The following is a 25,377-nucleotide window of genomic DNA, read 5'->3' on the forward strand; positions in this document are numbered from 1 at the left end:
TTGTTAAGCAGACCCGGCTCAAGGCTCGGATCAGTGACTCCACACTGCCTGTCGGCGGTGGCGTCGTCAACCCGAGTTGAGTCCGACTCGCTGAGGTTTGACGCCTTCTACAACCCGGGAGGCCCCACATCAATTCCCGGAGTGATCCAACTCACACAATTATGTGAGCCCACCCGACTCAACGGGAAGAGTGGCAGGGAGAAGACGAACGACGAACGACGACGACGAGGTGCGGCCGCCTGCCCCGGACGGATCAGATGACGCGCTGCACCAGACGGCACCCTGCGCTAGATGACACCCTGCGCTAGATGACACCCTGTGCCAACATGGCATCGGCGACCCGGCGGAACCCGGCGATGTTGGCGCCGGCGAGGAGGTCTCCCGGGACGCCGTACTCCTCGGCGGTCGCGGCGGTGGTCGCGTAGATGTTGGTCATGATGCGGTCGAGCTCGGAGTCGACCCGCTCGAAGTCCCACTGGAGGCGGCCCGCGTTCTGCCGCATCTCCAGGCCGCTGGTGGCCACGCCGCCGGCGTTGGCGGCCTTGGCGGGACCGAAGAGGATGTCGCTCGCCTGGATCACCTCGATCGCCTCCTCGGTGCACGGCATGTTGGCACCCTCGGCCACCACCCGGCATCCGTGTGCCGCGAGAGTCCGTGCGGCGTCGCCGTCGAGCTCGTTCTGGGTGGCACACGGCAGCGCGATGTCGCACGCGACCTCCCACACCGGGCGGTCCTCGACGAACTCGCAGTCGCCCCTCTCCCGGGCGTAGACGGAGAGGCGTTCGCGACGGACGTCCTTGACGTCGGCCAGCAGGTCGAGGTCCAGGCCGGCCTCGTCGAGCACGTACCCGGAACTGTCCGAACAGGCCACGACCTTCGCGCCGAGCTGGGTGGCCTTCCTGGCCGCGTACAGCGCGACGTTGCCGGAACCGGAGACCACCACGCGTGAGCCCTCGAGGCTGAAGTCGGTCTCGCGCAGCATCTCGCGGACGTAGTAGACGAGTCCGTAGCCCGTGGCCTCGGTCCTCGCCCAGGATCCCCCGTAGCCGATCCCCTTGCCGGTGATCACTCCGGCCTCGGTGCGGCCCGTGACCTTGCGGTACTGGCCGTACATGTACCCGATCTCGCGGGCGCCCACACCGATGTCGCCGGCCGGCACGTCGAGGTCCGCCCCGATGTGATGGGCGAGTTCGGCCATGAACGACTGGCAGAAGCGCATGACCTCGCCGTCACTCCTACCGTGGGGGTCGAAGTCGGAACCGCCCTTACCTCCGCCGAGCCCGAGGCCGGTGAGCGCGTTCTTGAAGACCTGCTCGAAGCCGAGGAACTTCAGGGTGTCCTCGTCGACGGACTTGTGGAACCGCAGACCGCCCTTGTACGGGCCGAGGTCGGAGCTGAACTGCACACGGAACCCGCGCTGGACCTGGATCACTCCCGAGTCGTCGACCCACGGCACGCGGAAGGACACCACGCGCTCGGGCTCGATGATCCGCTTGAGGATGCCGCCCTCGACGTACTCGGGGTGCTGCTTGACCACGGGAGCGAGTGACTCGAGCACCTCGTGCACGGCCTGGCGGAAGAGTCTCTGACCGGGATTGCGTCGCACCACGGTCTCGAGCGCCTCGTGAAGTGCGGCGTCGGCGTCGGACATGGGACCTCCGGTCTGCGGGTCACTCGAACTGGGCGACACATCGGACTGCTGTCACAGGGATGGCACCACGGCCTCGGGCCGCGTCATCGCCGTGCCGCAGCCTAGCTCCAGTCCGGGCGGATCTCCGAGTCAGCCCGCGGCGGACCCCACCGCGGACTCCCCGGGCCGAAACCCGTCGCCGAGGCGGATCCGGCTCTACGATCTACGTCTGCGGACCCGGCCGGTCCCACCGGCGAGAGGACCACCACCTTCATGCGACACCTGACCCGCCCGCGCCTCTGGGGCGTCGGTGCCCTGCTCACCGTCGCGGTGGTCACCGCGCCCGTCGCCGCCCAGGCCGATCCCCGGGACGGGACCCCGGCGTCGGACGACTCCCGCGCGACGAGTGCCACCGAACACGACTCCCTCGAGGGCGCGCTCGCGGAGCTCGGGGCCACCCGGGGGGATTTCCGGGAGCAGTCCGCGCTGGCCGAACGGCTGTCCGCGGCCTCGGACGACTACACGGTCCGTTTCCCCACCGCCTTCGCCGGCGTCCGCATTGTGGGGGCCACCGGCCAGGTGGCGGTGGTACACGGCGCCGACGGCGTGGATCTGCTCACGCAGGACGCACGTGCCCGCGGGTTCACCGTGCGTTCCGCCCCCGCCCCGGCCCGGGAACTGGACGAGACGGCCGACCGGGTGCAGGCCTGGGCGGATTCCCTGCCCCCGGGACAACGGGACGCGGTCACCACGATCGACGTGGACCCCTCCACCGGCGACGTCACGGTGGTGGTGGAGGACTCCGCGGCCGTCCCCCGACCCCCGGCGGACCTCGGGGCCGGCGTGCGGTCCGCGGGGTTCCGGCCCGCCCAGGGCTCGGTCGGGTCGTCGACGGCGACCCTTCCCGACGCGCCCCCCACCACCCAGCCCCCCGCCACGCTGCTCCCGGATTCCCTGGTGGGCGGGACGCGGGTGTTGGTCAGCTCCCCCTCCGGCCCGTACGCCAACTGGTGCTCGCTCGGTTTCAACGGGATCCGCGACGGGCGGGTCGTCAACATCACCGCGGCCCACTGCAGTTCCTTCACCGACCCGGCGACGTCACGGCCCGCCTTCCTCCCGGGGACTATCTCGGAAGGGTCCTCGCCCCCCAGGCTCGGGGCGTTCACGGCCGCTGAGGCCGACGAGGCCCTCGACGCGGCGCTGATCACCGTCGACCCGGAGGACCAGCCGCGCTTTCGCAACTCCCACGTCCTCGGGGCCGGCGCCCTGCCCCTCGCGCTGTCCGGCACCCAGTCGCCGGTCGTGGGTCAGGTCCTCTGCAAGTACGGCCAACGCACCGGATACACGTGCGGGAAGGTGTCCGGCGTCGACTCGGCATTCCCCGGCGGCACCACGAACGTTGAGATCGACCTGTGCGCGATCTCAGGAGACAGCGGAGGGGTGGTGTTCTCCGAGACGCGGGCGGTGGCCGTGACGAGTCTGTCCAACGCCTTCGACAGCAGAGGCCAGCCCTACCCGAGCTGCCAGGACGCCCGCACCGACCTCGCACGTATCGGAGCCGTCCCCATGATGGTCGGCGTGACGGTCGGGTCGATCGCCGCCCGCTTCCCCGGACTACAGGTGGGCGCCTCGTGACACACGAATCCCACTAATCACACGTGTCACACTGGACTCAGTAATCACATCTCCGTAATCTTGGCCGCGACTGGTCGACCTGAAGTCGTCCACCCGTGCATTACGGAAGGCCATCATGCGCACCACCTCCACGCTCGCAGCCCTCATCGCCACCGCGGCCCTGGTCGTCACCGCGACGCCCGCCGGAGCGGCCCCGACGCCGACCCCCGCGGCCCCCGCGCCCGCGGCCACGCAGACGCTCCCCTCACTCGACGACGCCCTCGGACCGCAGCTGAGCTCCCTGGTCGAGGCACTGCGCCGGGATCTCGGACTGACCCCCGAGCAGTTCCTCGACCAGGCCGGGATCGGCGAGCGCCTCGCCGAGGCCCGACCCCGCTGGGAACAGGCTTTCCGCGAGTCCTTCGGCGGTGTGTGGTTGGACGAGGGCGGTACGGGACTGGTGGGGGTTGTCGCGGGCGAGGCCGGGGACGAACTTCGCGCCGAGGCCGCGGACGCCGGGTTCACCGTGCAGGACGTGGCCATGACCACGGAAGAGCTCGCCGCCCGCGAGCGGCAGGTGAGCGGGATCGTCGAAGACCTCCCCGAGGACCTCGGCGCCCTGGTGACCGGCGTGCGGGTGGACCCCACCCGCAACGCCGTGGTCGTCGAGACCCGGGGCGGGGAGGCGGCGCAGCTGGGCAACCTCACCGCGCAGTTGAAGGACCTCGCCGTCATCGACATGACCGAGGCCCCGGACCCCGCCGGGGACACCGCGCCGTTCGGGAGCGAGGGCGGCGGGACCCAGTCCGACGGCGAGCCGACCATTGACGGGATCGTTCCCGCCACCCCCCGCGCCGAGGCGGAGGCCGGAGCCGGCGGCGATTCCGGTTCCCTCGGCAGCCTCGCCTTGCTCAACCAGGCCGGTGTGATCCCGGAGGGCCCGATGCGCACGATCGTCGAGCTGCTCGCCGGGCTGACCCCGGGGACCGGCTCCGTCATCGACGGGATGAGCCAGACGATGGACAACCCCGTCACCCCGGTCCCCGAGAATCAGACCCGCGCCGACGGTCCGGCGCCGACCGGGCCCGTCATCGGCGGCACCGCCTACGCCGTCGGGGTCCCGGGCGGGATCCTCGAGTGCTCCACCGGGTTCAACGGTGAACTCGACGGCAAGCCGGTCGTCGTCACCGCCGCGCACTGTGCCGGCGCCGACGGCACCCGCGCCGCCCTGGCCGACGGCGAGGAGTTCGGCACCATGACGCGGACCACGAAGGACCTGATCGACACCGCGCTCGTGGCCGTCGACCCCGAGTTCGCCGACCGCTTCCGCACCAACCTGGTCGGCAGCGGACCCGACACCACGCAGGCGATCACCGGTACCGCGGACCCCGTGGTCGGGCAGAAGGCCTGCAAGACCGGATTCCGCACCGGCTTCTCCTGTGGCACCGTCTCCGAGGTCGGCGCGATGATCGACGTGTCCGGGTCTCGCACCATCGCCAACGCGTTCACCGTCGACCTCTGTGCCCTGCCCGGTGACAGCGGAGGCGTCGTGTTCTCGGGCGACAAGGCCCTGGGGATCTCGAGTGCGTCCAACGTCGCCGAGACCGGAACCTGCGCGAACGCCGACTCCGTGGCCCGCGAGAACGGATATGCTCCGCGACTGTCGGCGGTCCCGATCACCGACGTCCTGGCCGCGCATCCCGGGCTGACCCTGCGCACCAACTGAATCCCGACGACCCGCGGGCCCCGTCCGGCGAGTCGAGTCCGCTCCGCTAAGGGCGACCTCAACTCGTGGGACGGGGCCCGCGTGGCTTACCTTTAACGACAAGTCCGTCGACGGGCACCCCTGGGGTCGTCAGGTGCTCGTACGTCGAGAAGTGCGACGAAAGGCCGCGAACCATGTCAGGCGTGACCATCACTCTCGGGACGATCGGTGTCCTGGTCTCCATCTTCGCTTGGGGGTCGTTCTTCGGGGGGATCGCCCGTATCGTGCGGTCCATCCGCCTGGGCCAGAAGGACGGGTTCCAGCGCTGGACGCCGGTGATCCCGCGTCTGAAGACACTCATCGTGGAGTTCATCGGCCACACGAGAATGCTCCGGAAGAAATCGGTGGGCGTGTCCCACTGGCTGGTGATGTTCGGCTTCATCCTCGGCTCGGTCGTGGCCATGGAGGCCTACATCCAGACCTTCAACCCCGAGGGCCACTGGCCGATCATCGGCGACACCGCCGTCTACCACTTCATCGACGAGTTGCTCGGGCTCGGCACCGTCATCGGCATCATCGTGCTGATCATCATCCGGCAGCGTTCCATGCGCCGAGGGCTGAACCGTTTCACGGGTTCGGATCGTCGTGCGGCCTACTTCGTCGAGGCCGTCGTCCTCATCGAGGGCCTGGGCATGATCATGGTCAAGGCCGGCAAGATCGCGACCTACGGCCACGCCAACCCCGCGACCGACTTCTTCACCATGCAGGTCGCCACACTGCTGCCGTCCAGCCCCGAGATGGTCTCCGCATTCGCCTTCGTCAAGCTGATGTCCGCGATGATCTGGCTGTACGTGGTCGGCCGCAACATCACCTGGGGCGTCGCCTGGCACCGTTTCGCGGCGTTCGTGAACATCTACACCAAGCGCGAGGACGACGGCCGTACCGCGCTGGGCGCCCTCAAGCCGATGACCATGGACGGCGAGGCGCTGACCATGGAGAAGATCGAGGAGCGCACCGAGGCCGACGAGGACTTCGAGCCGGTCCTGGGCGCAGGCGCTATCGAGGACTTCTCCTGGAAGGGCTGGCTGGATTTCTCCACCTGCACCGAGTGTGGCCGCTGCCAGGAGCAGTGCCCCGCCTGGAACACCGGTAAGCCGCTCAGCCCCAAGCTCATGATCATGGCCCTGCGGGACCACGGCGCCGCCAAGGCTCCGTACCTGCTCGCCGGTGGCAAGACCACCATGGGTGAGGAGACCGGACTGGTCGACGCCGACGGGAATCCCGACGAGAAGGCCCTGGCCAAGATCCCCGAGGCCGCCCGCCTCGAGGCCCAGCGCCCGTTGATCGGACACACCACGGCCGACGTCTCGGACGACCCGATGGCCGCCGGCATCATCGACCCGGAAGCCCTGTGGTCCTGCACCACCTGTGGCGCCTGCGTCGAGCAGTGCCCGGTGGACATCGAGCACGTCGACCACTTCATCGACATGCGTCGTTACCAGGTCCTCATCGAGTCTGAGTTCCCCACCGAGCTCGCCGGCCTGTTCAAGAACCTCGAGAACAAGGGCAACCCCTGGGGTCAGAACAACTCGGGCCGCGACGACTGGATGAAGAACCTGGACTTCGAGATCCCGGTCATCGGCTCGGACATCGAGGACTTCTCCGACACGGAGTACCTGTTCTGGGTGGGTTGTGCCGGTGCGTTCGAGGACCGCGCAAAGAAGACCACCCAGGCCGTGGCCACGCTGCTGCACACCGCCGGTGTGAAGTTCGCCGTGTTGGGCCAGGGCGAGACCTGCACCGGCGACTCGGCACGACGGGCGGGCAACGAGTTCCTGTTCCAGATGCTCGCCGAGCAGAACATCGAGACCATGAACAACGCCTTCGACGGCGTGCCCACGGGGCAGCGCAAGGTCGTCGTGACCTGTGCCCACTGCCTCAACGCGCTCAAGAACGAGTACGGCGAGTTCGGCGGCGACTACCAGGTGGTCCACCACACCCAGCTGCTCAACCGCCTCGTCCGGGAGAAGCGTCTCGTGCCGGTCGCCCCGATCGACGGCGGCGTGACGTACCACGATCCGTGCTACCTCGGCCGTCACAACCAGGTGTACGAGGCGCCGCGTGAGCTAATGGACGGCTCGGGGGTGACCCTCACGGAGATGCCCCGCCACGGTCAGCGGTCCATGTGCTGTGGCGCCGGTGGCGCGCGGATGTGGATGGAGGAGACGGTCGGCAAGCGGATCAACGTCGACCGTGTCGATGAGGCGTTGTCCACCAAGGCGACCAAGATCGCGACCGGCTGCCCGTTCTGTCGCGTCATGCTCTCCGACGGCGCCACCGCGCAGACCGACGGCACCGAGCTGGAGGGTCAGGTCGAGGTCGTGGACGTGGCCCAGCTTCTGCTGGAGTCCGTCACCCGCGACGGCCTGCCCGAGCCCCGCGAGGCCGCGTGGCTGGAGCAGCCCAAGCGGGAGCAGACCGCAGCGGAGAAGGAGGCCGCCGAGGCTGCGGAGGCCAAGACCGCGGTCGCCGAGCCCACGGAAACCGAGGCCGAGCAGGTCCCGGACAACCCCGTGATCGACGAGGGTGAGGGGGCGGAGGTCGCCGCCGCCGGTTCCGCGGGCTCCGTCAGTGCCGCCGAGGCCGGTCCGTCGGCCGCCGACTCGAAGGGCGCGCCCAAGGCGGGCGGTCTCTCGCTCGGTGGTGGCGGGAAGGCTCCGGGCGGACCCAAGGCACCCGGAGGGGCCAAGGCGCCCGGCGGAACCACGGCACCTGGAGGAGCCGAGACCGGCGAGTCCGCGACCGAGGCACAGTCGGCGGTCAAGGACGCCGAGCGCACGGAGGAGACCCGGGAGGCCGCCGCGGGCACTCCGCCGGCCACCACCGGTGCACCGAAGGCCGGAGGACTGACTCTCGGCGGCGGTGCCAAGGCACCGGGCGCACCCAAGGCACCGGGCTCGGCCAAGGCACCGGGCCCGACCAAGGCACCAGGTGCCCCGAAGGCGGCTGCCCCGGCCGCCGCCGGGCCCGAGGCCACCGAGTCGGCCGCGGCGGAGCCCGCCGGCGACGCGAGCGGAGCCGCCGAGCCCGCCACCCCGGCCAAGCCCGCCGTGGGCCTCGGCCTCAAGGGCGCGGGCAAGGCGCCCGGCGCACCCAAGGCCCCGGGCACGCCCAAGGCGCCCGGTTCGGCCAATGCACCAGGTGCCCCGAAGGCGGCTGCCCCGGCCGCCGCCCCGGCGGACGACAAGCCTGCGAAGCCCGAGCCCGAGCCCGAGACCGAGTCGGAGACCGGGGCCGAGGAGCCGAAGTCCGACGCCTCGGCCACCGAGGCGGACGCCCCGGCGGCACCTGCGAAGGGCGGTTCGATTCCCCGCTCGACGAAGCCCGGCGGCTACGGGATCTCCCTGGGCTGACCTCGTGTAGTTGCCCGTGCGGCCCGTGATCGGAACCTCGATCACGGGCCGCAGGTCATTTCCGGGTATCGCTGTCAGCAGGGGTGATGCGCTTCCTGGACCTGGTACACCGGGGTGGGAACACCCTCCATCCTGGCTTTGAGTTGCAGGGACAGGTACTTCGAGTAGTGGCGGGACTGGTGGAGGTTGCCGCCGTGGATCCAGAGCTGGTCGACGTTCGTCGGCTTCCACATGTTGCGTAGTTCACCTTCCCAGGGACCCGGGTCCCGCGTGGTGTCGGAGCCGTATCCCCAGACCTTGCCCACCTGATCGGCAACATCCTGCGACACCAGATCGGTCAGCCACTGATTCATCGAGCCGTAGCCGGTGGCGTAGACGATGACGTCGGCGGGCAGAGTCCGCCCGTCGTCCAGCTCGACCGCGTCCGGCCGGATCCGCCTCACCTGTCCGCGCGCCAGTGCGACCTCGCCGTCGATCACCAGCTGGCTCGCACCGACGTCGATGTAGTACCCCGACCCGCGCCGGAGGTACTTGAGGAACAGTCCGGACCCGTCCTCCCCGAAGTCCAGCTCGAATCCGGCCTCGCGGAGCTGCCCGTAGAACTCCGAATCCTTCTCCGCCATCTGCTCGTAGACGGGGATCTGCACCCCCGGGAGCAGCCGGTAGGGCCAGGAGGCGAAGAGCATGTCGGCCTTCTCCGTCGTCACGCCGGCCTCCAGCGCGTCCTCGGAATACAGGGGCCCGAGCGCCAACGACATGAGCGACTCGCTCCGCGCTATGTGAGTGGAGGAGCGCTGCACCATGGTGACTTCTGCTCCGTGGTCCCAGAGCGCGGCGCAGATGTCGTGGGCCGAGTTGTTCGAGCCGATCACCACGGCCCGCTTGCCCTGCACATCCCCCTCTCCGGTGAACTCGGAGGAATGCCACTGATCCCCGGCGAACGAGTCCGCGCCCTCGAAGTGCGGGATGTTCGGGTAGCCGGAGACACCGAGTGCGAAGACCAACTGGGTGGGTCGGAGTTCCACCTTCTCACCGCGTCGCTCCACCTCGACCCGCCACGTCCCGGATTCTTCGTCGAAGTCCGCCTTCAGACACCGCGTACCGGACCAGTAGTCCAGCTCCATGATGGCGGTGTAGTGCTCGAGCCAGTCCCCGACCTTGTCCTTCGAGGGGAACACCGGCCAGTCGTCGGGGAAGGGGATGTACGGGAGGTGGTCGTACCAGACGGGGTCGTGGAGGTGGAGTGACTTGTAGCGCTTTCGCCACGAGTCGCCGGCCCGCTCGTTCTTCTCGATGACGATGGTCGGCACCCCCAGCCGCTTGAGCCGCGCGGCGAGCCCGATTCCTCCCTGACCTCCGCCGATGATCACCGTGTACGGCTGCTCGGTGTATCCGAGGGTCTCCTGGCGTTCCTTCTTCTTCTCAAGCCAGGTCTTGCGACCCCGGCTGATGACGTGTTCGACGCCCTGGTCCCGGGTTCTGCGCTTCTTCTCCTCGTGACCCTTGAGCTCCTGCATCGTCGTCAGGAGGGTCCAGGCCCGCCCGTCGCGCAACCGGAGGTGGGCCCACCCTCGGCCGGCCGCCGTCTCGAAGGTCACCCACGATTCGATCACCTCGCCGGACACGCTCGCGGGTTCGTCGAGCGACCAGGCGGAGGGGGAGACCGCGGGAAGCTGGGACTCGAGCATGCGGCGGATCTGCTCGCGCCCCTCGAGGGTCTTGAGGTTCCACGTGAAGGCGACGAAGTCGCGCCAGTAACCCTCGGTGTCGAACAGCTCAGCGGCGCGATCGGCCTCTCCCGACCGCAGGGCCTCGTCGAAGGCGGCGAGCCACTGCTCGACCGCGGCGTCCGCGCTCACCACGTCGTCGCCCACACCCCCGCTGTCGGTGGCGTGCCCGCCCCGGTGGGCTGGTACGTCGGTCGTCTGGGTCATATCCACTCCTTGGTGTCGTGTAGCTTTTCAATGACGTAGATCACACTTTCTTCCCCAGGGGGTGGCAATGTCGTTGCACCCGGCCCTGCGGTTCTCCGACCCCCGGGCCTTCGCGGAGCGCTCCATCAGGGCCCACGGGATCGCGCTCTCCGGTGGCGCGACGTCCGACCTCGACTCGCGGGTCCTGCGGGCGTGGAGGCGCAGCGGAGCTGCCGGGATATCACCGGATCAGGAACTTCCCGCCCGCGTCCTCGCCCGAGACGAGATCGCGACCGCACGCGAGAGGACCCCCCTGCGCCACATCGCGACGGAAGTGGTGGCCTCGGTCGCGGATACGTCGGCCGCAGGCCGGCATCTGGTCGTCCTGACCGACTCGCGGGGCTGTCTGCTGTGGAGGGCGGGAAGCCCCCAGGTACTCCGCCGTGCGGACTCCATCGCCTTCGCGGAGGGCGCGGACTGGTCAGAGCGGGGAATCGGTACCAACGGCATCTCGCTCGCCCTCGAGACCGGGACGTTGACGCACGCCACCGCGGGCGAACACTATGTCCGGGCCCATCACGGTTGGACGTGCACCGCGAGCCCGGTGAGGAACGCGCAGGGCGAGATCGTCGGCGTCCTCGACGTCTCACACCCGATCCGCTTCTCGAGCTCTGAGACCGCGTCCCTCGTCCGTTGCGGTACCCGACTCGCCGAAACCCTGCTCGCCACCGGTCCGGGAGGGCCGGGCCCGGGGGACCCCCACCCGTCCGGTTCGGCAGCTCGTCCCGGCCCCGGCGGGCATCCTGACACCGACGCCAACCCCGTGACCGAGATCCGTCTGCTCGGATGGCGGCCGTCTGTGATCCGTGCCGATGGATCGACGATCGCCCTCACCCCGCGGCGGGCCGAGCTCCTCGCGCTCCTGGCATCCCGGGAGGCCTGGACGGCCCGGGCGCTCTCCGAGGCGCTCTACAGCGACAAAGGCGCCACTGCCACCGTCCGGGGCGAGGTCCGGAGGTTGCGTCAGCTCACCGGGCTCTCAATCGATTCACAGCCGTACGCCCTGGCGTCGAATGAACGACGATGTGTGGATTTTCTCTCGGTGGAGCATCCCGACGATCTGTTGCCCGACTCGGAGATCCCCGCCATCATCGACCTGCGGTACGGGATCTGAACCGCGGGTCGGCTCGGCCGGACCCGCCCCCGGCCGAGGTGGCACAATGAGCAGTCATGACGCCTGAGACCCCGGGACGCGAGCTCCGCCCACCGCGCACGCTCGACCAGTCCTCCAAGCTCAAGAACGTCCTCTACGAGATCCGTGGCCCGGTTCTGGCGCGAGCAAACCAGCTCGAGTCGGAGGGTCACCGGATCCTCAAACTCAACATCGGCAACCCAGCCCCCTTCGGGTTCGAGGCGCCGGACGTCATCATGCGCGACATGATCGCCGCGCTCCCCCACGCCCAGGGTTACTCGGAGTCCAAGGGCATCCTGTCGGCCCGCCGCGCGATCTTCACCCGCTACGAGCTGGTCCCGGACTTCCCGCAGCTGGACGTGGAGGACATCTACCTGGGCAACGGGGTGTCCGAGCTCATCACCATGACGATGCAGGCGTTGCTCGACGACGGCGACGAGGTCCTCATCCCGGCCCCGGATTATCCGCTGTGGACCGCCATGACCTCACTCGCCGGTGGCAAGCCCGTCCACTACCTCGCCGACGAGGAGAACGACTGGAACCCGTCGCTCGAGGACATCGCCTCCAAGATCACCCCGCGGACCAAGGCGATCGTGGTGATCAACCCCAACAACCCCACGGGGGCGGTCTACTCCCGGGAGGTCCTGCAGGGAATCGTGGACCTCGCCCGCGAGCACAGTCTGCTGGTCCTGGCGGACGAGATCTACGACCGGATCATCTTCGACGAGGCCCAGCACACGTCCATCGCCACGCTCGCCCACGATCTGCTGGTCCTGACCTTCAACGGCCTGTCGAAGACGTACCGGGTGGCGGGGTACCGGGCGGGCTGGATGGCCATCACCGGCCCCAAGGCCCACGCGGCCGGCTTCCTTGAGGGTCTGGAGCTGCTGGCCTCGACGAGGCTGTGCCCCAACGTTCCCGCACAGCACGCCATCCAGGTGGCCCTGGGCGGCTACCAGTCGATCGATGAGCTGATCGAACCCGGCGGCAGGCTGCACGAGCAGCGGGGCATCGCGTGGGAGAAGCTCAACTCGATCCCAGGCGTGAGCTGCGTCAAGCCGATGGGCGCCCTGTACGTGTTCCCCAAGCTCGACCCGGAGGTGCACGAGATCCGCGACGACCGGCAGTTCGCGCTGGATCTGCTCGAGCGCGAGCGCATCCTGGTCACCCAGGGCACCGGGTTCAACTGGCCGGACCCGGATCACTTCAGAGTGGTCACGCTGCCCGCCGGCCGCGACCTGGCCGTGGCGATCGAGCGGATCGGCAACTTCCTGGCCTCCTACCGCCAGTAGCGGGCGCGGCGCGGACCCGTTCTATCCGGCGGCGGTGACGTCAGCGACTCCGCGGCCGAGGGCGCGGTAGGTCCAGCCGGCCGCGCGCCAACTGTCGGCGGGCATGCAGTTGCGCCCGTCCAGCAGGATCCGCCCGCGCGCCACCCGGGTCACCGCCGCCGGGTCCAACTCGAGGAACTCCGCCCACTCGGTGGCCACCAGCACCACGTCCGCGCCCTCACACGCCTCGAGCGCGGACTCGGCGTACGCCAGCGTCGGGAACAGCGCCCGCGCGTTGTCCAGCGCCTGCGGGTCGTACACCACCGCCTGCGCCCCCTTGAGCGAGAGCATCCCCGCCACGTTCAGTGCCGGGGAGTCCCGCACGTCGTCGGAGTTCGGCTTGAACGCCGCCCCCAGCACCGCGACCGTCTTACCGATCAGCATCCCCCCACACGCCTCGACCGCCAGATCGACCATCCGCTCACGCCGCCTCATGTTGATCGAGTCGACCTCCCGCAGGAACGACATCGCCTGATCGGCCCCCAACTCGCCGGCACGGGCCATGAACGCCCGGATGTCCTTGGGCAGACACCCCCCACCGAAACCCAACCCGGCGTTGAGGAACCGCCGCCCGATCCGCGAATCCATCCCGATCGCGTCCGCCAGCACGGTCACATCCGCGCCCGCGGCCTCACACACCTCCGACACGGCGTTGATGAAGCTGATCTTGGTGGCCAGGAACGCGTTCGCACTGACCTTGACCAGCTCCGCCGTGGCCAGATCCGTCACGATCACCGGACAAGGGTCCGCCTCGAGGATCGGCGCGTACGCCCGCTGCACCACCTCCTCGGCCCAGCCGCCCGGCTCCCGAAGCCCCATCACGATCCGGTCCGGCGTCAGCGTGTCCTCGACGGCGAAACCCTCCCTCAGGAACTCCGGGTTCCACACCACTTCCACCCGCACCCCCTCAGTCGCGCGGGAGTCGGCGATCTCCTGCAACCGTGCCGCCGTGCCCACCGGCACCGTCGACTTGCCCACCACCACCGCGTCCGAGGTCACCAGCGGCGCGAGCCGCGCCACCACGTCCTCCACGAACGAGGTGTCCGCGGCGAACTCACCCTTGCGCTGCGGGGTACCCACCCCGATGAAATGCAGGTCCGCGAACTCGGCGGCCTCGGCGTAGTCGGTGGTGAACCGCACCCGACCGGCCTCGACCTGGCGCAGGAGGATCTCCGGCAACCCCGGCTCGTAGAACGGCACCTCACCCCGGCGCAGCCGCTCGATCTTGGCCTCGTCGACATCCACCCCCAGCACCTCGTGACCCAACTCCGCCATACACGCGGCATGGGTGGCACCCAGGTACCCGGTCCCGAACACGGTCATACGCATAGCGCAGTTCTACCGTCCCCGGACGACGGCGCGGAAACGCCCGGGTGAACGCCGGACGAGCGTCCTGCTGCGGGGCCCGGGTCAGCGGAAGTTCAGGTACGCCTTGGAGGCCGTGGGGCCGCGTTGACCCTGGTACTTGGACCCCGTGGCGGCGGTGCCGTACGGGACCTCGGCGGGGCTGGACAGCCGGAACAGGCAGAGCTGGCCGATCTTCATCCCCGGCCACAGCGTGATGGGCAGGTTGGCAACGTTGGACAGCTCCAGCGTGATGTGACCCTCGAACCCCGGGTCGATGAACCCGGCGGTGGAGTGCGTGAGCAGCCCGAGCCTGCCGAGCGAGGACTTGCCCTCGAGTCGGCCCGCCAGGTCGTCGGGCAGTGCCAGGCGTTCGAGTGTGGCGCCCAGGACGAACTCGCCCGGGTGGAGCACGAACGGGTCCCCCTCGGCGGGTTCGACCAGCTCGGTGAGCTCGTCCTGCTGTTGTGCCGGGTCGATGTGGGTGTAGCGCGAGTTGTTGAACACACGGAACAGGCTGTCGAGGCGGACGTCGATACTCGACGGCTGGATCAGCGAGGCGTCCAGTGGGTCGATCGTGAGCCGCCCGTCGGCGAGCTCGGAGCGGAGGTCACGGTCGGATAGCAGCACGGTCTAGAGGGTATCGCGACCCCCCGGCGAGCAGTCGGAGCTGGGTCCCCAACTCCGTGGCGGTGGTGCACGCCTCGGCGAAGGGCAGCCGCTCGCGGTGGATGCGTCCGTCGCGCCCGACGAGCTCGATGTCCGCCCCCGCGCGATCGATGCCGATGAGCAGCGGACGCTCTGCCGGCAGGCACCGGCACACGCGCAGGGCCATCCGCGGCACCACCTGGCAGCGTGGGTCGTTGAGGTGGTCCAGCCAGTGCCCCTCGAGATCGGCGAAGGGGTCGGGGCCGGAGGTGGCCAGGTCCTCGGGCTCGATGTCCGTCACGCCGTCGTCGTCGGTCAGGACTATCCGCTCGGCGCGGAGTCGGACCAGGGCGACGCCGGTGCCCACGTCCAGCAGGACGGGGTCGGGGAGGTCGCGGGCGATCTCCCCGGCGGTGCTGCGCTGGGCGCGCACCCCGGGCAGTTCGAGGAGACCCTCGACGACGACGATGCGACGACAGCGCCCCTCGGCCGCTCCCCCGACGATCTCGTCCAGGACCTCGAGCCGCGCCCGCAACCCCACGGAGCCGATCGTGGCCGCGTCGGCCACCGGGAGCGCGATCCAGAGGTCGGCGGTCTCCGGCACCTGGTGCACCAGGCTCACCTCGGAGGCGGACTCTCCGGACGTGGCGGAGGAGAGGCCCAGGGCGGCGCGGGAGCACCGGCGCAGCGCCGAGCTCACTCGTTCCGCGGGCTCGGGGACGGGGCCCACCAGTGATCGCATGCCTTCTCCTCGGAAGTCTCTCGGCGCACAGTTCTCGTACCCGCACCGTTGTCGTTCCCGCACCGTCCCGGCACCCCAGGGAAGGCGCCGGAACGGTCCGGGGCGGGGACGTGACTACCCGCAGCGACTAACTTAGGTAAGGCTTACCTCTAGCGCAAGACTTTCGGGGGAATTGCTCCGATCCGGTTCACCCGGCGAGGGCCTTCAGCTCCCGCCGCACATCCTCGGAATCGCGACAGACCTGCGCGAACGGCACTCGGACGACCTCTCGGAACCCGGACGGGGAGCCCGACTCGAGATCCACGCCGAACCTGTCGATCCCGACGATCCACTGCCGGGTGCCGGCGATCTGGCGACCGGCTCGCAGCGCGAGTCGCGCCGCCAGACCCGCCTCGGAACCCAGGCGACGCAACCACGCCTGCTCGTCGATGCCGATCGGGTCGACCGCCGCCGCCGCGAGCTCTCCCCGACCGATCATGTAAGCCCCGTCGGCACACAGATAGGAGATCTCCAGCGGTTGCAGTTCGCTCAAGCGCAGTGATCCGGCCTGCCCGTCCGGGCCCGGACCGCGGCCGTCCGCGGCGACCAGTCTGCGCCGCCGCGACCCCGAGGACGCCGTGACGATCCCCGAGATGGTGACGACTCCGCGAACCACCGCGCACTCGTCGTCACATGGTGTCTCACGGCCTCCCGCACTCCGGCTCCCGGTCCGCGGAACACCCGCCGACGGCCCACCGTCGAGCGCGAAGGACGGCCCCCCACCAGGCCGGCGACACCGGCCGGTACACACCGTGTCGACGATCTCGACCGACGCCGACCCTCCGGGAGAGGCGACGCCGGCGGGCTCGCCCACCCCACGGGTCATACCGCCGACGTCCACCACCAGCACGATCACTCCGTCGTCGCGGACCCGCGCCGACCGCAGCGGCCTCGTCAGCAACCCCGCCCCGACCGTCCCGGAGGCACCGCGCGCCAGGACGGTCCGCACACGATCGGCGATCGGCCGCTCCGTCACGTCGTCCATGTCGTGCCTCCTGGCAGGGTTCGGGCCCGCCGGCCGGACACCCGGCGCATGAAACGGACTCTCCTCCCTTTCAGCGTCACCGGAGGACGGTTCGATACCCGATCCCACCCCGCATCGAGCGTGAAACCCGCCACACCGCCGGCCGCTGCCGGCCCGACCAGACCACCCGCGCCGACAGCGGATATGCGCCGACCACCGCTGACGTGGTGGAATCGAGGGCATGGACGAGTTCAGGGAAGAGCCCTCGAAGTACATCTGGCGCTGGACCATCTGGTCCTGGGTGTGCGTGGGCGTCGCCGCTCTCATCGTGCTGTTGGGACTGACCGGCGGCGGATCGCCCACCCCGTGGATCATCGGGGCGATCGCCGTGGCCGTGATCGGCGGCGTCGCGTTCGGGTTCGTCCCCCGCGAGTCGCTCGGCCGGCCCCGCAAGCCCATGACCACCGGGGCCCGGCGAAAGGCCGCCCGGAAGGGACCCCGGAACGACTGACGGCCGGACCGTCCGTGCTAATCTGAACCGGCCTTCGGGCAGCATCGCCGATGTAGTTCAATGGTAGAACTTCTGCTTCCCAAGCAGACAGCGCGGGTTCGATTCCCGTCATCGGCTCCACGACCCGAGGCCCTCCCCACACGGGGAGGGCCTCGGGTCTTTTCACTGCGTCGTGCGCCACGAGCCTACGAGGGCCTCATGCGTCCGGTCCGGGCCGGCCCTGGTCGGTCCGGGCCGCTCCCGCCCCGGACGACCCGCCCTTGCCGTTCTCTCCACGGCGCCGGAGGAGCTGGAAACCGGGGATGCCCGCGACGGCCTCCAGGCACTGCTGGGCCACCTCGAGGATCTGATGCACCTCGGGGGCGACGGTGTCCAGGGACGCCAGGACCGGCATGACGTCCTGCTCGAGTGTCCTGCCCAGGACGGGGAGGTGGTCGATGAACTGGACGACAGCCCGGATCTCCTCCGGCTCGACCGAGGACAGGACCTCTTCCGTGATCGGTTCGAGCATCGCGACGGTCTTGTCCGCGTAGACGAGGACCTCGGTGATGCGGGAGGCCACCAGCCTCGCGAGCTCCGGGTCGAGCTCTGCGTCGATGAGCAGCGCCTCCACCACGGGCCTGACGGGCGCGAGTGCGGATTCGGCGAAGTCCAGCATCGGCACGACCCGGGTCACGAGCCCGCCCGCGGAGGTGACGAGACCGTCCGCCACGTCGACGGTGGATCCGACACGGGTCACGACACCGTCGGCGGCGTCCACCGTCGAGTCGACCCTCAGGACCACCTCGTCCGCGGTGTCGACGGTGGAACCGACCCGGGCGACGATCCCGTCAGCGGACTCGACGGTGGAGCCGACCCGGGCGACGATCCCGTCAGCGGACTCGACGGTGGAACCGACCCGGGCGACGATCCCGTCAGCCGAGGAGACCGTGCGGGCGACGTCGTCGACCACCAGGTTGGCCCGGGCGACCGTGGCACGCACCCCGTCGACGGTCTCCGCGGCCGTGACCACGATCTGGTCGATCGCGGCGACCGTCCGGTGCACCTCGTCCAGCAGGCGCTGTACCCGCTGGACGATCTGCTCGACGTCCTCCAGCAGCGCCATGACCCGAGCGGGCAGCAGGAGGAACTCCCGTGCCATCGACAGTTCCCACTCGACCACCCTGAACGCGGTCTGGAGAAGGGACGACGGGGAGGGGACCCGGACCTGCATGTCAGCCATGGATCGATTCTGCCCGAACCGGACGTCCGCCGAGCCCTGTCGGCAAGACACAGGCCACGCCGGGGAAATAAGAGCGATTCCTCACCTTGGACGGATCGCTGACGACGCACTAACATCTGTTTTGTTACCGGCGAGTAGGTTGCGGTGCGCCAGAAGCCACCGCTTCCGACCCGCCCGGCCACCTCCATTGCCACGACACCGCACTCCGATCGGAGAAGACCGTAATGGGTCACTACAAGAGCAACGTCCGCGATCTCGAGTTCAACATGTTCGAGGTCCTGCGCATGAACGAGGCGCTCGACGCCGGCGAGTTCGGCGACATGGACACCGACACCGCCCGGGGCATCCTCGCCGAGGTCGCCACGCTCACCGAGGGCCCGGTCGCCGAGTCCTTCGCCTCCGCGGACCGCAACCCGCCGGTCTTCGACCCCGAGACCCACTCGGTGACGCTCCCCGAGGACTTCAAGAAGTCGTTCCGGGCCTGGTTCGACGCCGGGTACTGGTCGATGGGCCTGCCCGAGGATCTCGGTGGCATGCCGGCGCCCCGCGCCATGGTGTGGGCCGCGGGCGAGATGATGCTGGGCGCCAACCCTCCCGCGTTCATGTACGGCGCCGGCCCGTCCTTCGCCGCCGTGCTCTACGAGAACGGCACCGAGGAGCAGAAGAAGTGGGCCGCGGTCTGTGCCGAGCGCGGCTGGGGCGCCACCATGGTGCTCACCGAGCCGGACGCCGGATCCGACGTGGGCGCCGGCCGCACCAAGGCCGTCAAGCAGGACGACGGCTCCTGGCACATCGAGGGCGTCAAGCGGTTCATCACCTCGGCGGACTCCGACGACATGTTCGAGAACATCTTCCACCTCGTCCTGGCCCGCCCCGAGGGCGCCGGACCGGGCACCAAGGGCCTGTCCCTGTTCTTCGTCCCCAAGACCCACTTCGACTTCGAGACGGGCGAGCTGGGTGAGCGCAACGGTGTCTTCGTCACCGGAGTCGAGCACAAGATGGGGATCAAGGTCTCCACCACGTGTGAGGTGACCTTCGGTGGGCACGGCGTGCCGGCCAAGGGCTGGATCGTCGGCGACGGGGAGCTCAACCTGGGCATCCGCCAGATGTTCGACGTCATCGAGCACGCCCGCATGATGGTCGGCACCAAGGCCATCTCCACCCTGTCGACCGGTTACCTCAACGCCCTGGAGTTCGCCAAGGAGCGCGTCCAGGGCGGCGACATGGCCGAGATGGCCGACAAGAACGCCCCCCGCGTGACCATCACCCACCACCCGGACGTGCGCCGCGCGCTCATCCGCCAGAAGGCGTTCGCCGAGGGCCTGCGGGCGGTGTACATGTACACCGCAGCACACCAGGACGTCTCGATCGCCGAGCGCGTCTCCGGCGCGGACGGCGAGCTCGCCCACCGGGTCAACGACCTGCTGCTGCCGATCGTCAAGGGTGTCGGCTCCGAGCGGGCCTACGAACTGCTCACCGAGTCGCTCCAGACCTTCGGCGGGTCGGGCTTCCTGCAGGACTACCCGATCGAGCAGTACATCCGCGACGCCAAGATCGACTCCCTCTACGAGGGCACCACCGCGATCCAGGCGCAGGACTTCTTCTTCCGCAAGATCGCCCGCGACCGCGGCACCGCGATCGGCCATGTGTCGGCGCAGATCAAGAAGTTCATCGAGGCCGAGGGGCCCGCGGAGCTGGCCACCGAGCGTGAGCTCCTGGCCACCGCGCTCGCCGACGTCGAGGCGATGGTCGGCACCTGCTTCGACCACCTGCTCGCCTCGCAGGAGGACTCCACGCACCTCTACACCATCGGTTTCGCGTCGGTCCGCCTGCTCATGGCGTTCGGTGACCTCATGATGGGGTGGCGCCTGCTGGCCGGCGCCGAGGTCGCCCTCGCCAACACGGACGGTGCGACGGGCGACGACAAGGCGTTCTACGCCGGCAAGATCGCGGCGGCCAAGTGGTTCGCGAACAACGAACTCCCGCTGATCACCGCCACCCGCGGGATCGTCGCCGGACTCGGCAGCGACCTCATGGAGCTGGACGAGGCCGCGTTCTGACGCACGCCTGACCGACTCCCCGCGATCCCCGGGGGTTGTGCGCTGTGTTCGGTCCCGACACGCCGCACAACCCCCGGGGATCGGTGCGTTTCGGGCGCATACCTCGCTCCGTGGCCTGGTGCCCCGGTGGGGGGTCAGTTCCCGGGCAGGCCCGGGATACGGATCTCCGGCAGGCCCGGGATGCGGATCGCGTCGTCCGGGACGGGTGGCACCGGCGGGGGCGGCTCGTCGGGGCTGGGCGTGGGTTGCTCGACCCGGCACTCGATCCGGGCCCGGGGGGCGTAGGTGGAGGACACGGTGTCGGTGCTGACGGTGTCGCCACCCCGCTGGACCACCCGCGTGACCCGGGCCGTGTACCCGACGGCGCCCGGATCCGGGGTGCACCCGGCGGCGGTGACGACGCGCGTCTCGGGGCGCCGGATGTCGGCCCGGGGTGCGGTCGAGACCCGGACCGTGTACTCACGGGTGCCCCACAACCGGACGGTCACCGAGTTGCCGCTCCCGGAGGCGTCGATCACCAGTCCCGTCCCCTGCTCGTTGCGGAAGCCCACGTCCGCCGACGCGGTGGCGTCGCGCCCGGCGGGGAACTGTGCCCCGTCGACGCCCCGCCCCGTCCGGACCAGCCCCTGCGCCCCGGACTCGAACGCGGCGTTGAACAGGGCCGTGGCCACGGCGTCCGCGGAGACGTCCCCGGAGACGGTGCCGGCGACCTCCGCCATGGAGAAGGTCCCGCCGGCGGGGATGAAGTGTCCGGCGAGGGAGGCGATCATCGACTGCGCCCGCCCGCTGGCGCCCACGGCGACCGTGAACTCGCCGACTGGCTCCCGGATCCCGGCCCTCTCGGCCTCCTCGGTGGTCAGTTCGGGATCGCGGCCCACGTAGGTGACGGGGAGGACGCGGGGTCCCTGCACGTCCGTGAGCTGGCCCGGGAGGGCGCCGAGCAGCGGGCCCCACGAGACGGTGCGACCCCGGACCGCCGGGACGACAGAGGCGGACGACCCGCTGAAGGAGAACGTGGCGTCCCTGCCCTCCTGCTCGGTCTCGGCCATCAACGGCTCCAGGATCCCCTTGGCCGCATCGGCGTCGAACCGCGGCTCCAGCACGTCCCCCTCGCGGACGAAGGTCAGGTACTCGCCGATCCGGTCCCGGGGGAACGGGATCGGCACCGCCTCGGGACTGTCGGGCTCGACCATCTCCAGTTCCCGCTCGGCGGGAACCGCCCGATCCCGGCCCGGTGGCGCCGGCGGGGCCGGCATCCTGGTCGTGATGGTGGTGACGGGCGGCTCCGTTCCGTCGTCGCCCATCTCCGAGGCCAGCAGTGTCAGTTCGCGCTCGGCGGCGGGCTCGGCCACGTCGCGGATGAGCGCCCGGACCTCGTCCGCCTGCGTCTCGGTGGGGGTGAAGTCCACGACGAGGTCGACCCCGTCGTCGTTGAGCCAGTGCTCGAGCACCGCGTCGCGCGAGGCCTCGATCCGGACCCGCTGGCCGTCCAGGGGGATCGCGGAGCGGACCTCGGCGCTGTCGAACCAGATGGCGCCCTCGCGGGGTTCGAAATCGGCCTGCAGCGCGAGTTTCTCCAGGAAATCGGTCAGCCGTGCGTCCGGGATGACGCTGGCGATGCCCACCTCGGTGGACCACACCAGACTGACCAACCGTGTCAGCGGGTTCAACGGCTGCTCGCCCGCCCGGTCGAGGGTCCCCTGCCAGTCCACGGACAGTCCGACCGCCTGCGGATCGAGGGTGGTGGACACGACCCCGGCCCGCAGGTCCACCTCCTCGTCGACCTTCGGCCCCAACTCCCTGATCAGGCGCTGTTCGGCCTCAGCCGTCTGCATCCCGCCCACCTGGATCCCGGCGACCTCGGCCCCACGCGGCACCCGGCCGATGCTGTGGACCAGATCGAAGCCGTACAGCACGGACAGGCCCATGAAGACGCCGACGCCCGCGTAGATCCACCGCGTGCGCACCCGGTACCGGTGCCGATCGGCGGCCGCGGGCTGCGGGGCGGCGCCGTCGATCGAGACGGGCCGCGCGCGGCCGTCGTCGTCGACGGCGGTGGACTCGTCCATGCGTTCTCACCCCTCCTCACCAGCGGGGACCTTCGACCCGGTGGGGCGCCGGCCGGGGACACCCCACCCGAACCACTGCCATAGTCCACTATGGCGGACCGCTACCGATGAGTGCAGCCCCCGCGCCGTGCGCGGGGGCTGCACTCGTCAGACGGCATCAGCCGTGATGGCGTCCGTTCAGCGTGCCGGGTTCACCGTTCGACGATCGCCGTGACGCCCTGACCACCGGCCGCGCAGATGGAGATGAGCGCCCGGCCCGAGCCCTTCTGCTCCAGCAGCTTGGCCGTGGCGGCCAGGATGCGGGCACCGGTGGCGGCGAACGGGTGGCCCGCCGCCAGCGAGGAGCCGTTGACGTTGAGCTTGCTGCGGTCGATCGACCCGAGCGCGGAGTCCAGCCCCAGACGCTCGGTGCAGTACTCCTCGGACTCCCAGGCCGCGAGGGTGGCCAGGACCTGCGAGGCGAAGGCCTCGTGGATCTCGTAGTAGTCGAAGTCCTGCAGGGTCAGGCCGTTGCGCTCGAGCAGGCGCGGCACCGCGTAGGTGGGGGCCATGAGCAACCCGTCCGGGGTCCGGCCGTCGTGACCGTGGACGAAGTCGACCGCCGCGGTCTCGGAGTCCACCAGGTAGGCGCGGACCGGGAGCTTGTTCTCCTCGGCCCAGGCCTCGCTCGCCAGCAACACCGCGGAGGCGCCGTCGGTGAGCGGGGTGGAGTTGCCGGCCGTCATCGTGGCCTCGGTGCCGTGGGCCTCGGCGTCGCGCTTGCCGAACACCGGCTTGAGCTTCCCGAGCTTCTCCTCGGAGGAGTCGGGACGCATGTTGTCGTCGCGCGGCACCCCGAGGAACGGGGTCACGAGGTCGTCCTGGAAACCGGACTCGTAGGAGGCGGCGAGGTTGTGGTGGCTGGCAGCGGCCAGCGCGTCCTGGTCCTCACGGGCCACGCCGAGCTCACGGGCGGTGATGGCGGCGTGCTCGCCCATCGACAGACCGGTGCGGGGCTCGGCGTTCTGCGGCTGCTCGGGGACCAGGGCCTGCGGGCGGATGTCGCCGAGCAGCTTGAGCCGGTCGACGGTGCTCTTGGCCGAAGTCACCTTGATGAGGATCTTGCGCAGATCGTCGTTGACGGCCAGCGGGGCGTCCGAGGTGGTGTCGGTTCCGCCCGCGATCCCGGCGTCGATGCGGCCGATGACGATGGCATCGGCGACCTGGATCGCCGTGGCCAGGCCGGTGCCGCAGGCCTGCTGCACGTCGTAGGCCGGGCTGGATGAGTCGAGGACCGATCCGATGACCGACTCGCGGGTGAGGTTGAAGTCGCGGGCGTGCTTGAGCACCGCACCCGCGGCGACCATGCCGACGCGCTTGCCCTGCAGGTGGTAGCGGCTGGCGAGACCGTCGATCGCGGCGGTGAGCATATCCTGGTTGGAGGCGTCCGCGTACTTGCCGTTCGATCGCGCGAACGGGATTCGGTTGCCGCCGACGATGGCGACCTTGCGGGGGCTGGTGGTCACGTGTGTCACTCCCGTGTGTTCTCGGTATCCGGTGGCCCGTAGCGCGGCCCGACTAGTATTGTTACTCAGCAGTAAGTTACTTGTCGACCGGTACTACCGCACCTCTCCAGGAGATGATCGCCATGGCACAGGGCAACCTCGACCTCTATTCGCAGTTCGTGACCTCGGCCCCCGGGTCGTTCATCGCCGGCAAGGTCGGCCTCCCCCAGCCCGAGCAGCTCCGCCGGCACGAGGTCGGACAGCCCGCTCTCCACGGCCCCGTGCTGGTCGGTGGCGAGGGCCGCCTCGTCGAGCCCGTCCGCGCGATCCTCGAGTCGGACTACGAGCTGGCCGGCGCGGACGCCGAGGGCAAGTTCGCGGGCCTGGTTTTCGACGCCACGGGCATCCGCCGCACCGAGGACCTCAAGTCGCTGTTCGAGTTCTTCAACCCCCTCGTCCGCCGCGTCGCCGCCAGCGGCCGGGTGGTCGTCCTCGGCACCACCCCGGAGGAGACCGGTTCGGTCGAGGAACGCATCGCCCAGCGTGCGCTCGAGGGCTTCACCCGCTCGCTCGGCAAGGAGATGAAGCGGGGCACCACCGTCCAGCTCGTCTACGTCTCGGCCGACGCCGACACCGGCGCCTCCGGCCTCGAGTCCACCCTGCGCTTCATCCTGTCCGGCAAGTCCGCCTACGTCGACGCGCAGGTCTTCCACGTGGGTGCCGGTGCCGCCACCGCCCCCGCCTCGTGGGAGCGCCCGCTCGAGGGCAAGGTCGCCGTCGTCACGGGCGCCGCCCGCGGCATCGGCGCGGAGATCGCCTCCGTGCTCTCCCGGGACGGCGCGCACGTGATCTGCTGCGACATCCCCGCCGCCGGTGAGTCCCTCTCGGCCACGGCCAACAAGATCGGCGGCACCTCACTGCCGCTCGACGTGACCGCCACCGACGCCGCCGAGGTGCTGGCCAAGCACGTCCAGGAGCGTCACGACGGCGTCGTCGACATCCTCGTCCACAACGCCGGCATCACCCGCGACAAGACGCTCGCCGGCATGGACTCCGCCCGCTGGGACTCGGTCATGGCCGTCAACCTCATCGCGCCCGAGCGGATCACCGCCGAGCTGGCCGAGAAGGGCGTCCTCACCGAGGGCGGCCGCGTGGTCGGCGTCTCGTCGATGGCCGGCATCGCCGGCAACCGCGGCCAGACCAACTACGCCTCCTCCAAGGCCGGCGTGATCGGGTTCGTCAACGGCGCCTCGTCCGAGCTGGCGTCCAAGAAGGTCACCGTCAACGCCGTGGCCCCGGGCTTCATCGAGACCCAGATGACCGCCGCCATCCCGTTCGCCACCCGCGAGGCCGGACGTCGCATGAACTCCATGCAGCAGGGCGGGCTGCCGGTCGACGTGGCCGAGACCATCGCCTACTTCGCCAGCCCGGCCTCCTCCGCGGTCACCGACAACGTGATCCGCGTGTGCGGCCAGTCCCTGCTGGGGGCGTGATCG

Annotated in this window: 17 protein-coding genes and 1 tRNA gene; 9 read left to right on the forward strand and 9 right to left on the reverse strand. The window is 70.0% G+C overall.

Annotated features, from left to right (window positions below):
- Nucleotides 1–304 precede the first annotated feature (304 nt).
- Nucleotides 305–1,651 (reverse strand): NADP-specific glutamate dehydrogenase, encoded by a 1,347-nt coding sequence (gene gdhA, locus NJE57_RS05000; RefSeq protein ID WP_319027301.1) that lies wholly within the window; start codon nucleotides 1,649–1,651, stop codon nucleotides 305–307.
- Between the two features lie 252 nt (nucleotides 1,652–1,903).
- Between gdhA and NJE57_RS05005 the strand changes: the two genes are divergently transcribed.
- From NJE57_RS05005 to NJE57_RS05015, 3 genes are all read left to right on the forward strand, one after another.
- A complete protein-coding gene (locus NJE57_RS05005) occupies nucleotides 1,904–3,265 on the forward strand; it encodes a S1 family peptidase (RefSeq protein ID WP_319027302.1) in 1,362 nt (453 codons plus the stop codon).
- A gap of 115 nt (nucleotides 3,266–3,380) precedes the next feature.
- A complete protein-coding gene (locus tag NJE57_RS05010) occupies nucleotides 3,381–4,970 on the forward strand; it encodes a S1 family peptidase (protein ID WP_319027303.1) in 1,590 nt (529 codons plus the stop codon).
- A 173-nt stretch (nucleotides 4,971–5,143) separates the two neighbouring features.
- Nucleotides 5,144–8,362 (forward strand): heterodisulfide reductase-related iron-sulfur binding cluster, encoded by a 3,219-nt coding sequence (locus NJE57_RS05015; protein WP_319027304.1) that lies wholly within the window; start codon nucleotides 5,144–5,146, stop codon nucleotides 8,360–8,362.
- A 74-nt stretch (nucleotides 8,363–8,436) separates the two neighbouring features.
- Here the strand turns inward: NJE57_RS05015 and NJE57_RS05020 are convergent, their stop codons facing one another.
- Nucleotides 8,437–10,296: an NAD(P)/FAD-dependent oxidoreductase gene (locus NJE57_RS05020; protein WP_319027305.1), complete on the reverse strand. Its 1,860-nt coding sequence runs from the start codon at nucleotides 10,294–10,296 to the stop codon at nucleotides 8,437–8,439.
- Between the two features lie 67 nt (nucleotides 10,297–10,363).
- Here NJE57_RS05020 and NJE57_RS05025 point away from each other — a divergent pair, with 67 nt between their 5' ends.
- Nucleotides 10,364–11,449, forward strand: coding sequence for a helix-turn-helix domain-containing protein (locus NJE57_RS05025; RefSeq protein WP_319027306.1), 1,086 nt, complete (start codon nucleotides 10,364–10,366; stop codon nucleotides 11,447–11,449).
- Nucleotides 11,450–11,505: 56 nt separating this feature from the next.
- Nucleotides 11,506–12,759, forward strand: coding sequence for a pyridoxal phosphate-dependent aminotransferase (locus tag NJE57_RS05030; RefSeq protein WP_319027307.1), 1,254 nt, complete (start codon nucleotides 11,506–11,508; stop codon nucleotides 12,757–12,759).
- 21 nt (nucleotides 12,760–12,780) lie between these two features.
- Here NJE57_RS05030 and NJE57_RS05035 read toward each other — a convergent pair whose 3' ends face one another.
- The 4 genes from NJE57_RS05035 to NJE57_RS05050 form a co-directional block, all read right to left on the reverse strand.
- Nucleotides 12,781–14,127, reverse strand: a complete 1,347-nt coding sequence (locus NJE57_RS05035) for a UDP-glucose/GDP-mannose dehydrogenase family protein (protein ID WP_319027308.1) — start codon at nucleotides 14,125–14,127, stop codon at nucleotides 12,781–12,783.
- An 81-nt stretch (nucleotides 14,128–14,208) separates the two neighbouring features.
- On the reverse strand, nucleotides 14,209–14,772 hold the full coding sequence (dcd, locus tag NJE57_RS05040; protein WP_319027309.1) for a dCTP deaminase: 564 nt from the start codon (nucleotides 14,770–14,772) through the stop codon (nucleotides 14,209–14,211).
- Complete coding sequence (locus NJE57_RS05045) at nucleotides 14,753–15,532, reverse strand: hypothetical protein (RefSeq protein WP_319027310.1); 780 nt, start codon at nucleotides 15,530–15,532, stop codon at nucleotides 14,753–14,755. The genes dcd and NJE57_RS05045 overlap by 20 nt, the downstream gene beginning before the upstream one ends.
- A 187-nt stretch (nucleotides 15,533–15,719) precedes the next feature.
- Entirely contained in the window at nucleotides 15,720–16,556 is an 837-nt protein-coding gene (locus NJE57_RS05050) for a DUF2470 domain-containing protein (protein WP_319027311.1), read from the reverse strand.
- A gap of 220 nt (nucleotides 16,557–16,776) precedes the next feature.
- Here NJE57_RS05050 and NJE57_RS05055 point away from each other — a divergent pair, with 220 nt between their 5' ends.
- Both NJE57_RS05055 and NJE57_RS05060 read left to right on the forward strand, forming a co-directional pair.
- A complete protein-coding gene (locus tag NJE57_RS05055; RefSeq protein ID WP_319027312.1) occupies nucleotides 16,777–17,046 on the forward strand; it encodes a hypothetical protein in 270 nt (89 codons plus the stop codon).
- 46 nt (nucleotides 17,047–17,092) lie between these two features.
- Nucleotides 17,093–17,166, forward strand: a tRNA-Gly gene (locus NJE57_RS05060).
- A gap of 76 nt (nucleotides 17,167–17,242) precedes the next feature.
- Here the strand turns inward: NJE57_RS05060 and NJE57_RS05065 are convergent.
- Nucleotides 17,243–18,268 (reverse strand): methyl-accepting chemotaxis protein, encoded by a 1,026-nt coding sequence (locus tag NJE57_RS05065; protein ID WP_319027313.1) that lies wholly within the window; start codon nucleotides 18,266–18,268, stop codon nucleotides 17,243–17,245.
- Nucleotides 18,269–18,492: 224 nt separating this feature from the next.
- Between NJE57_RS05065 and NJE57_RS05070 the strand changes: the two genes are divergently transcribed.
- The gene (locus NJE57_RS05070; RefSeq protein ID WP_319027314.1) at nucleotides 18,493–20,328 is read left to right on the forward strand and encodes an acyl-CoA dehydrogenase; all 1,836 of its coding nucleotides are present in this window, start codon (nucleotides 18,493–18,495) and stop codon (nucleotides 20,326–20,328) included.
- A 134-nt stretch (nucleotides 20,329–20,462) separates the two neighbouring features.
- On the opposite strand, the gene NJE57_RS05075 is transcribed toward NJE57_RS05070, so the two are convergent.
- Nucleotides 20,463–22,397, reverse strand: coding sequence for a VanW family protein (locus NJE57_RS05075; protein ID WP_319027315.1), 1,935 nt, complete (start codon nucleotides 22,395–22,397; stop codon nucleotides 20,463–20,465).
- A gap of 191 nt (nucleotides 22,398–22,588) precedes the next feature.
- Entirely contained in the window at nucleotides 22,589–23,902 is a 1,314-nt protein-coding gene (locus tag NJE57_RS05080; protein WP_319027316.1) for an acetyl-CoA C-acetyltransferase, read from the reverse strand.
- A 122-nt stretch (nucleotides 23,903–24,024) separates the two neighbouring features.
- On the opposite strand from NJE57_RS05080, the gene NJE57_RS05085 reads away from it, so the two are divergent.
- The gene (locus tag NJE57_RS05085) at nucleotides 24,025–25,374 is read left to right on the forward strand and encodes a 3-oxoacyl-ACP reductase (RefSeq protein WP_413464358.1); all 1,350 of its coding nucleotides are present in this window, start codon (nucleotides 24,025–24,027) and stop codon (nucleotides 25,372–25,374) included.
- Nucleotides 25,375–25,377 lie beyond the last annotated feature (3 nt).

Source organism: Dietzia sp. PP-33 (assembly GCF_033790845.1).
GTDB lineage: Bacteria > Actinomycetota > Actinomycetes > Mycobacteriales > Mycobacteriaceae > Dietzia.

Bases quoted from the DNA above. Each gene is read 5' to 3' on its own strand.
- gdhA (WP_319027301.1), bottom strand. From the start codon at position 1,651: ATGTCCGACGCCGACGCCGCACTTCACGAGGCGCTCGAGACCGTGGTG.
- NJE57_RS05005 (WP_319027302.1), top strand. From the start codon at position 1,904: ATGCGACACCTGACCCGCCCGCGCCTCTGGGGCGTCGGTGCCCTGCTC.
- NJE57_RS05010 (WP_319027303.1), top strand. From the start codon at position 3,381: ATGCGCACCACCTCCACGCTCGCAGCCCTCATCGCCACCGCGGCCCTG.
- NJE57_RS05015 (WP_319027304.1), top strand. From the start codon at position 5,144: ATGTCAGGCGTGACCATCACTCTCGGGACGATCGGTGTCCTGGTCTCC.
- NJE57_RS05020 (WP_319027305.1), bottom strand. From the start codon at position 10,296: ATGACCCAGACGACCGACGTACCAGCCCACCGGGGCGGGCACGCCACC.
- NJE57_RS05025 (WP_319027306.1), top strand. From the start codon at position 10,364: ATGTCGTTGCACCCGGCCCTGCGGTTCTCCGACCCCCGGGCCTTCGCG.
- NJE57_RS05030 (WP_319027307.1), top strand. From the start codon at position 11,506: ATGACGCCTGAGACCCCGGGACGCGAGCTCCGCCCACCGCGCACGCTC.
- NJE57_RS05035 (WP_319027308.1), bottom strand. From the start codon at position 14,127: ATGCGTATGACCGTGTTCGGGACCGGGTACCTGGGTGCCACCCATGCC.
- NJE57_RS05045 (WP_319027310.1), bottom strand. From the start codon at position 15,532: ATGCGATCACTGGTGGGCCCCGTCCCCGAGCCCGCGGAACGAGTGAGC.
- NJE57_RS05050 (WP_319027311.1), bottom strand. From the start codon at position 16,556: ATGGACGACGTGACGGAGCGGCCGATCGCCGATCGTGTGCGGACCGTC.
- NJE57_RS05055 (WP_319027312.1), top strand. From the start codon at position 16,777: ATGGACGAGTTCAGGGAAGAGCCCTCGAAGTACATCTGGCGCTGGACC.
- NJE57_RS05065 (WP_319027313.1), bottom strand. From the start codon at position 18,268: ATGGCTGACATGCAGGTCCGGGTCCCCTCCCCGTCGTCCCTTCTCCAG.
- NJE57_RS05070 (WP_319027314.1), top strand. From the start codon at position 18,493: ATGGGTCACTACAAGAGCAACGTCCGCGATCTCGAGTTCAACATGTTC.
- NJE57_RS05075 (WP_319027315.1), bottom strand. From the start codon at position 22,397: ATGGACGAGTCCACCGCCGTCGACGACGACGGCCGCGCGCGGCCCGTC.
- NJE57_RS05085 (WP_413464358.1), top strand. From the start codon at position 24,025: ATGGCACAGGGCAACCTCGACCTCTATTCGCAGTTCGTGACCTCGGCC.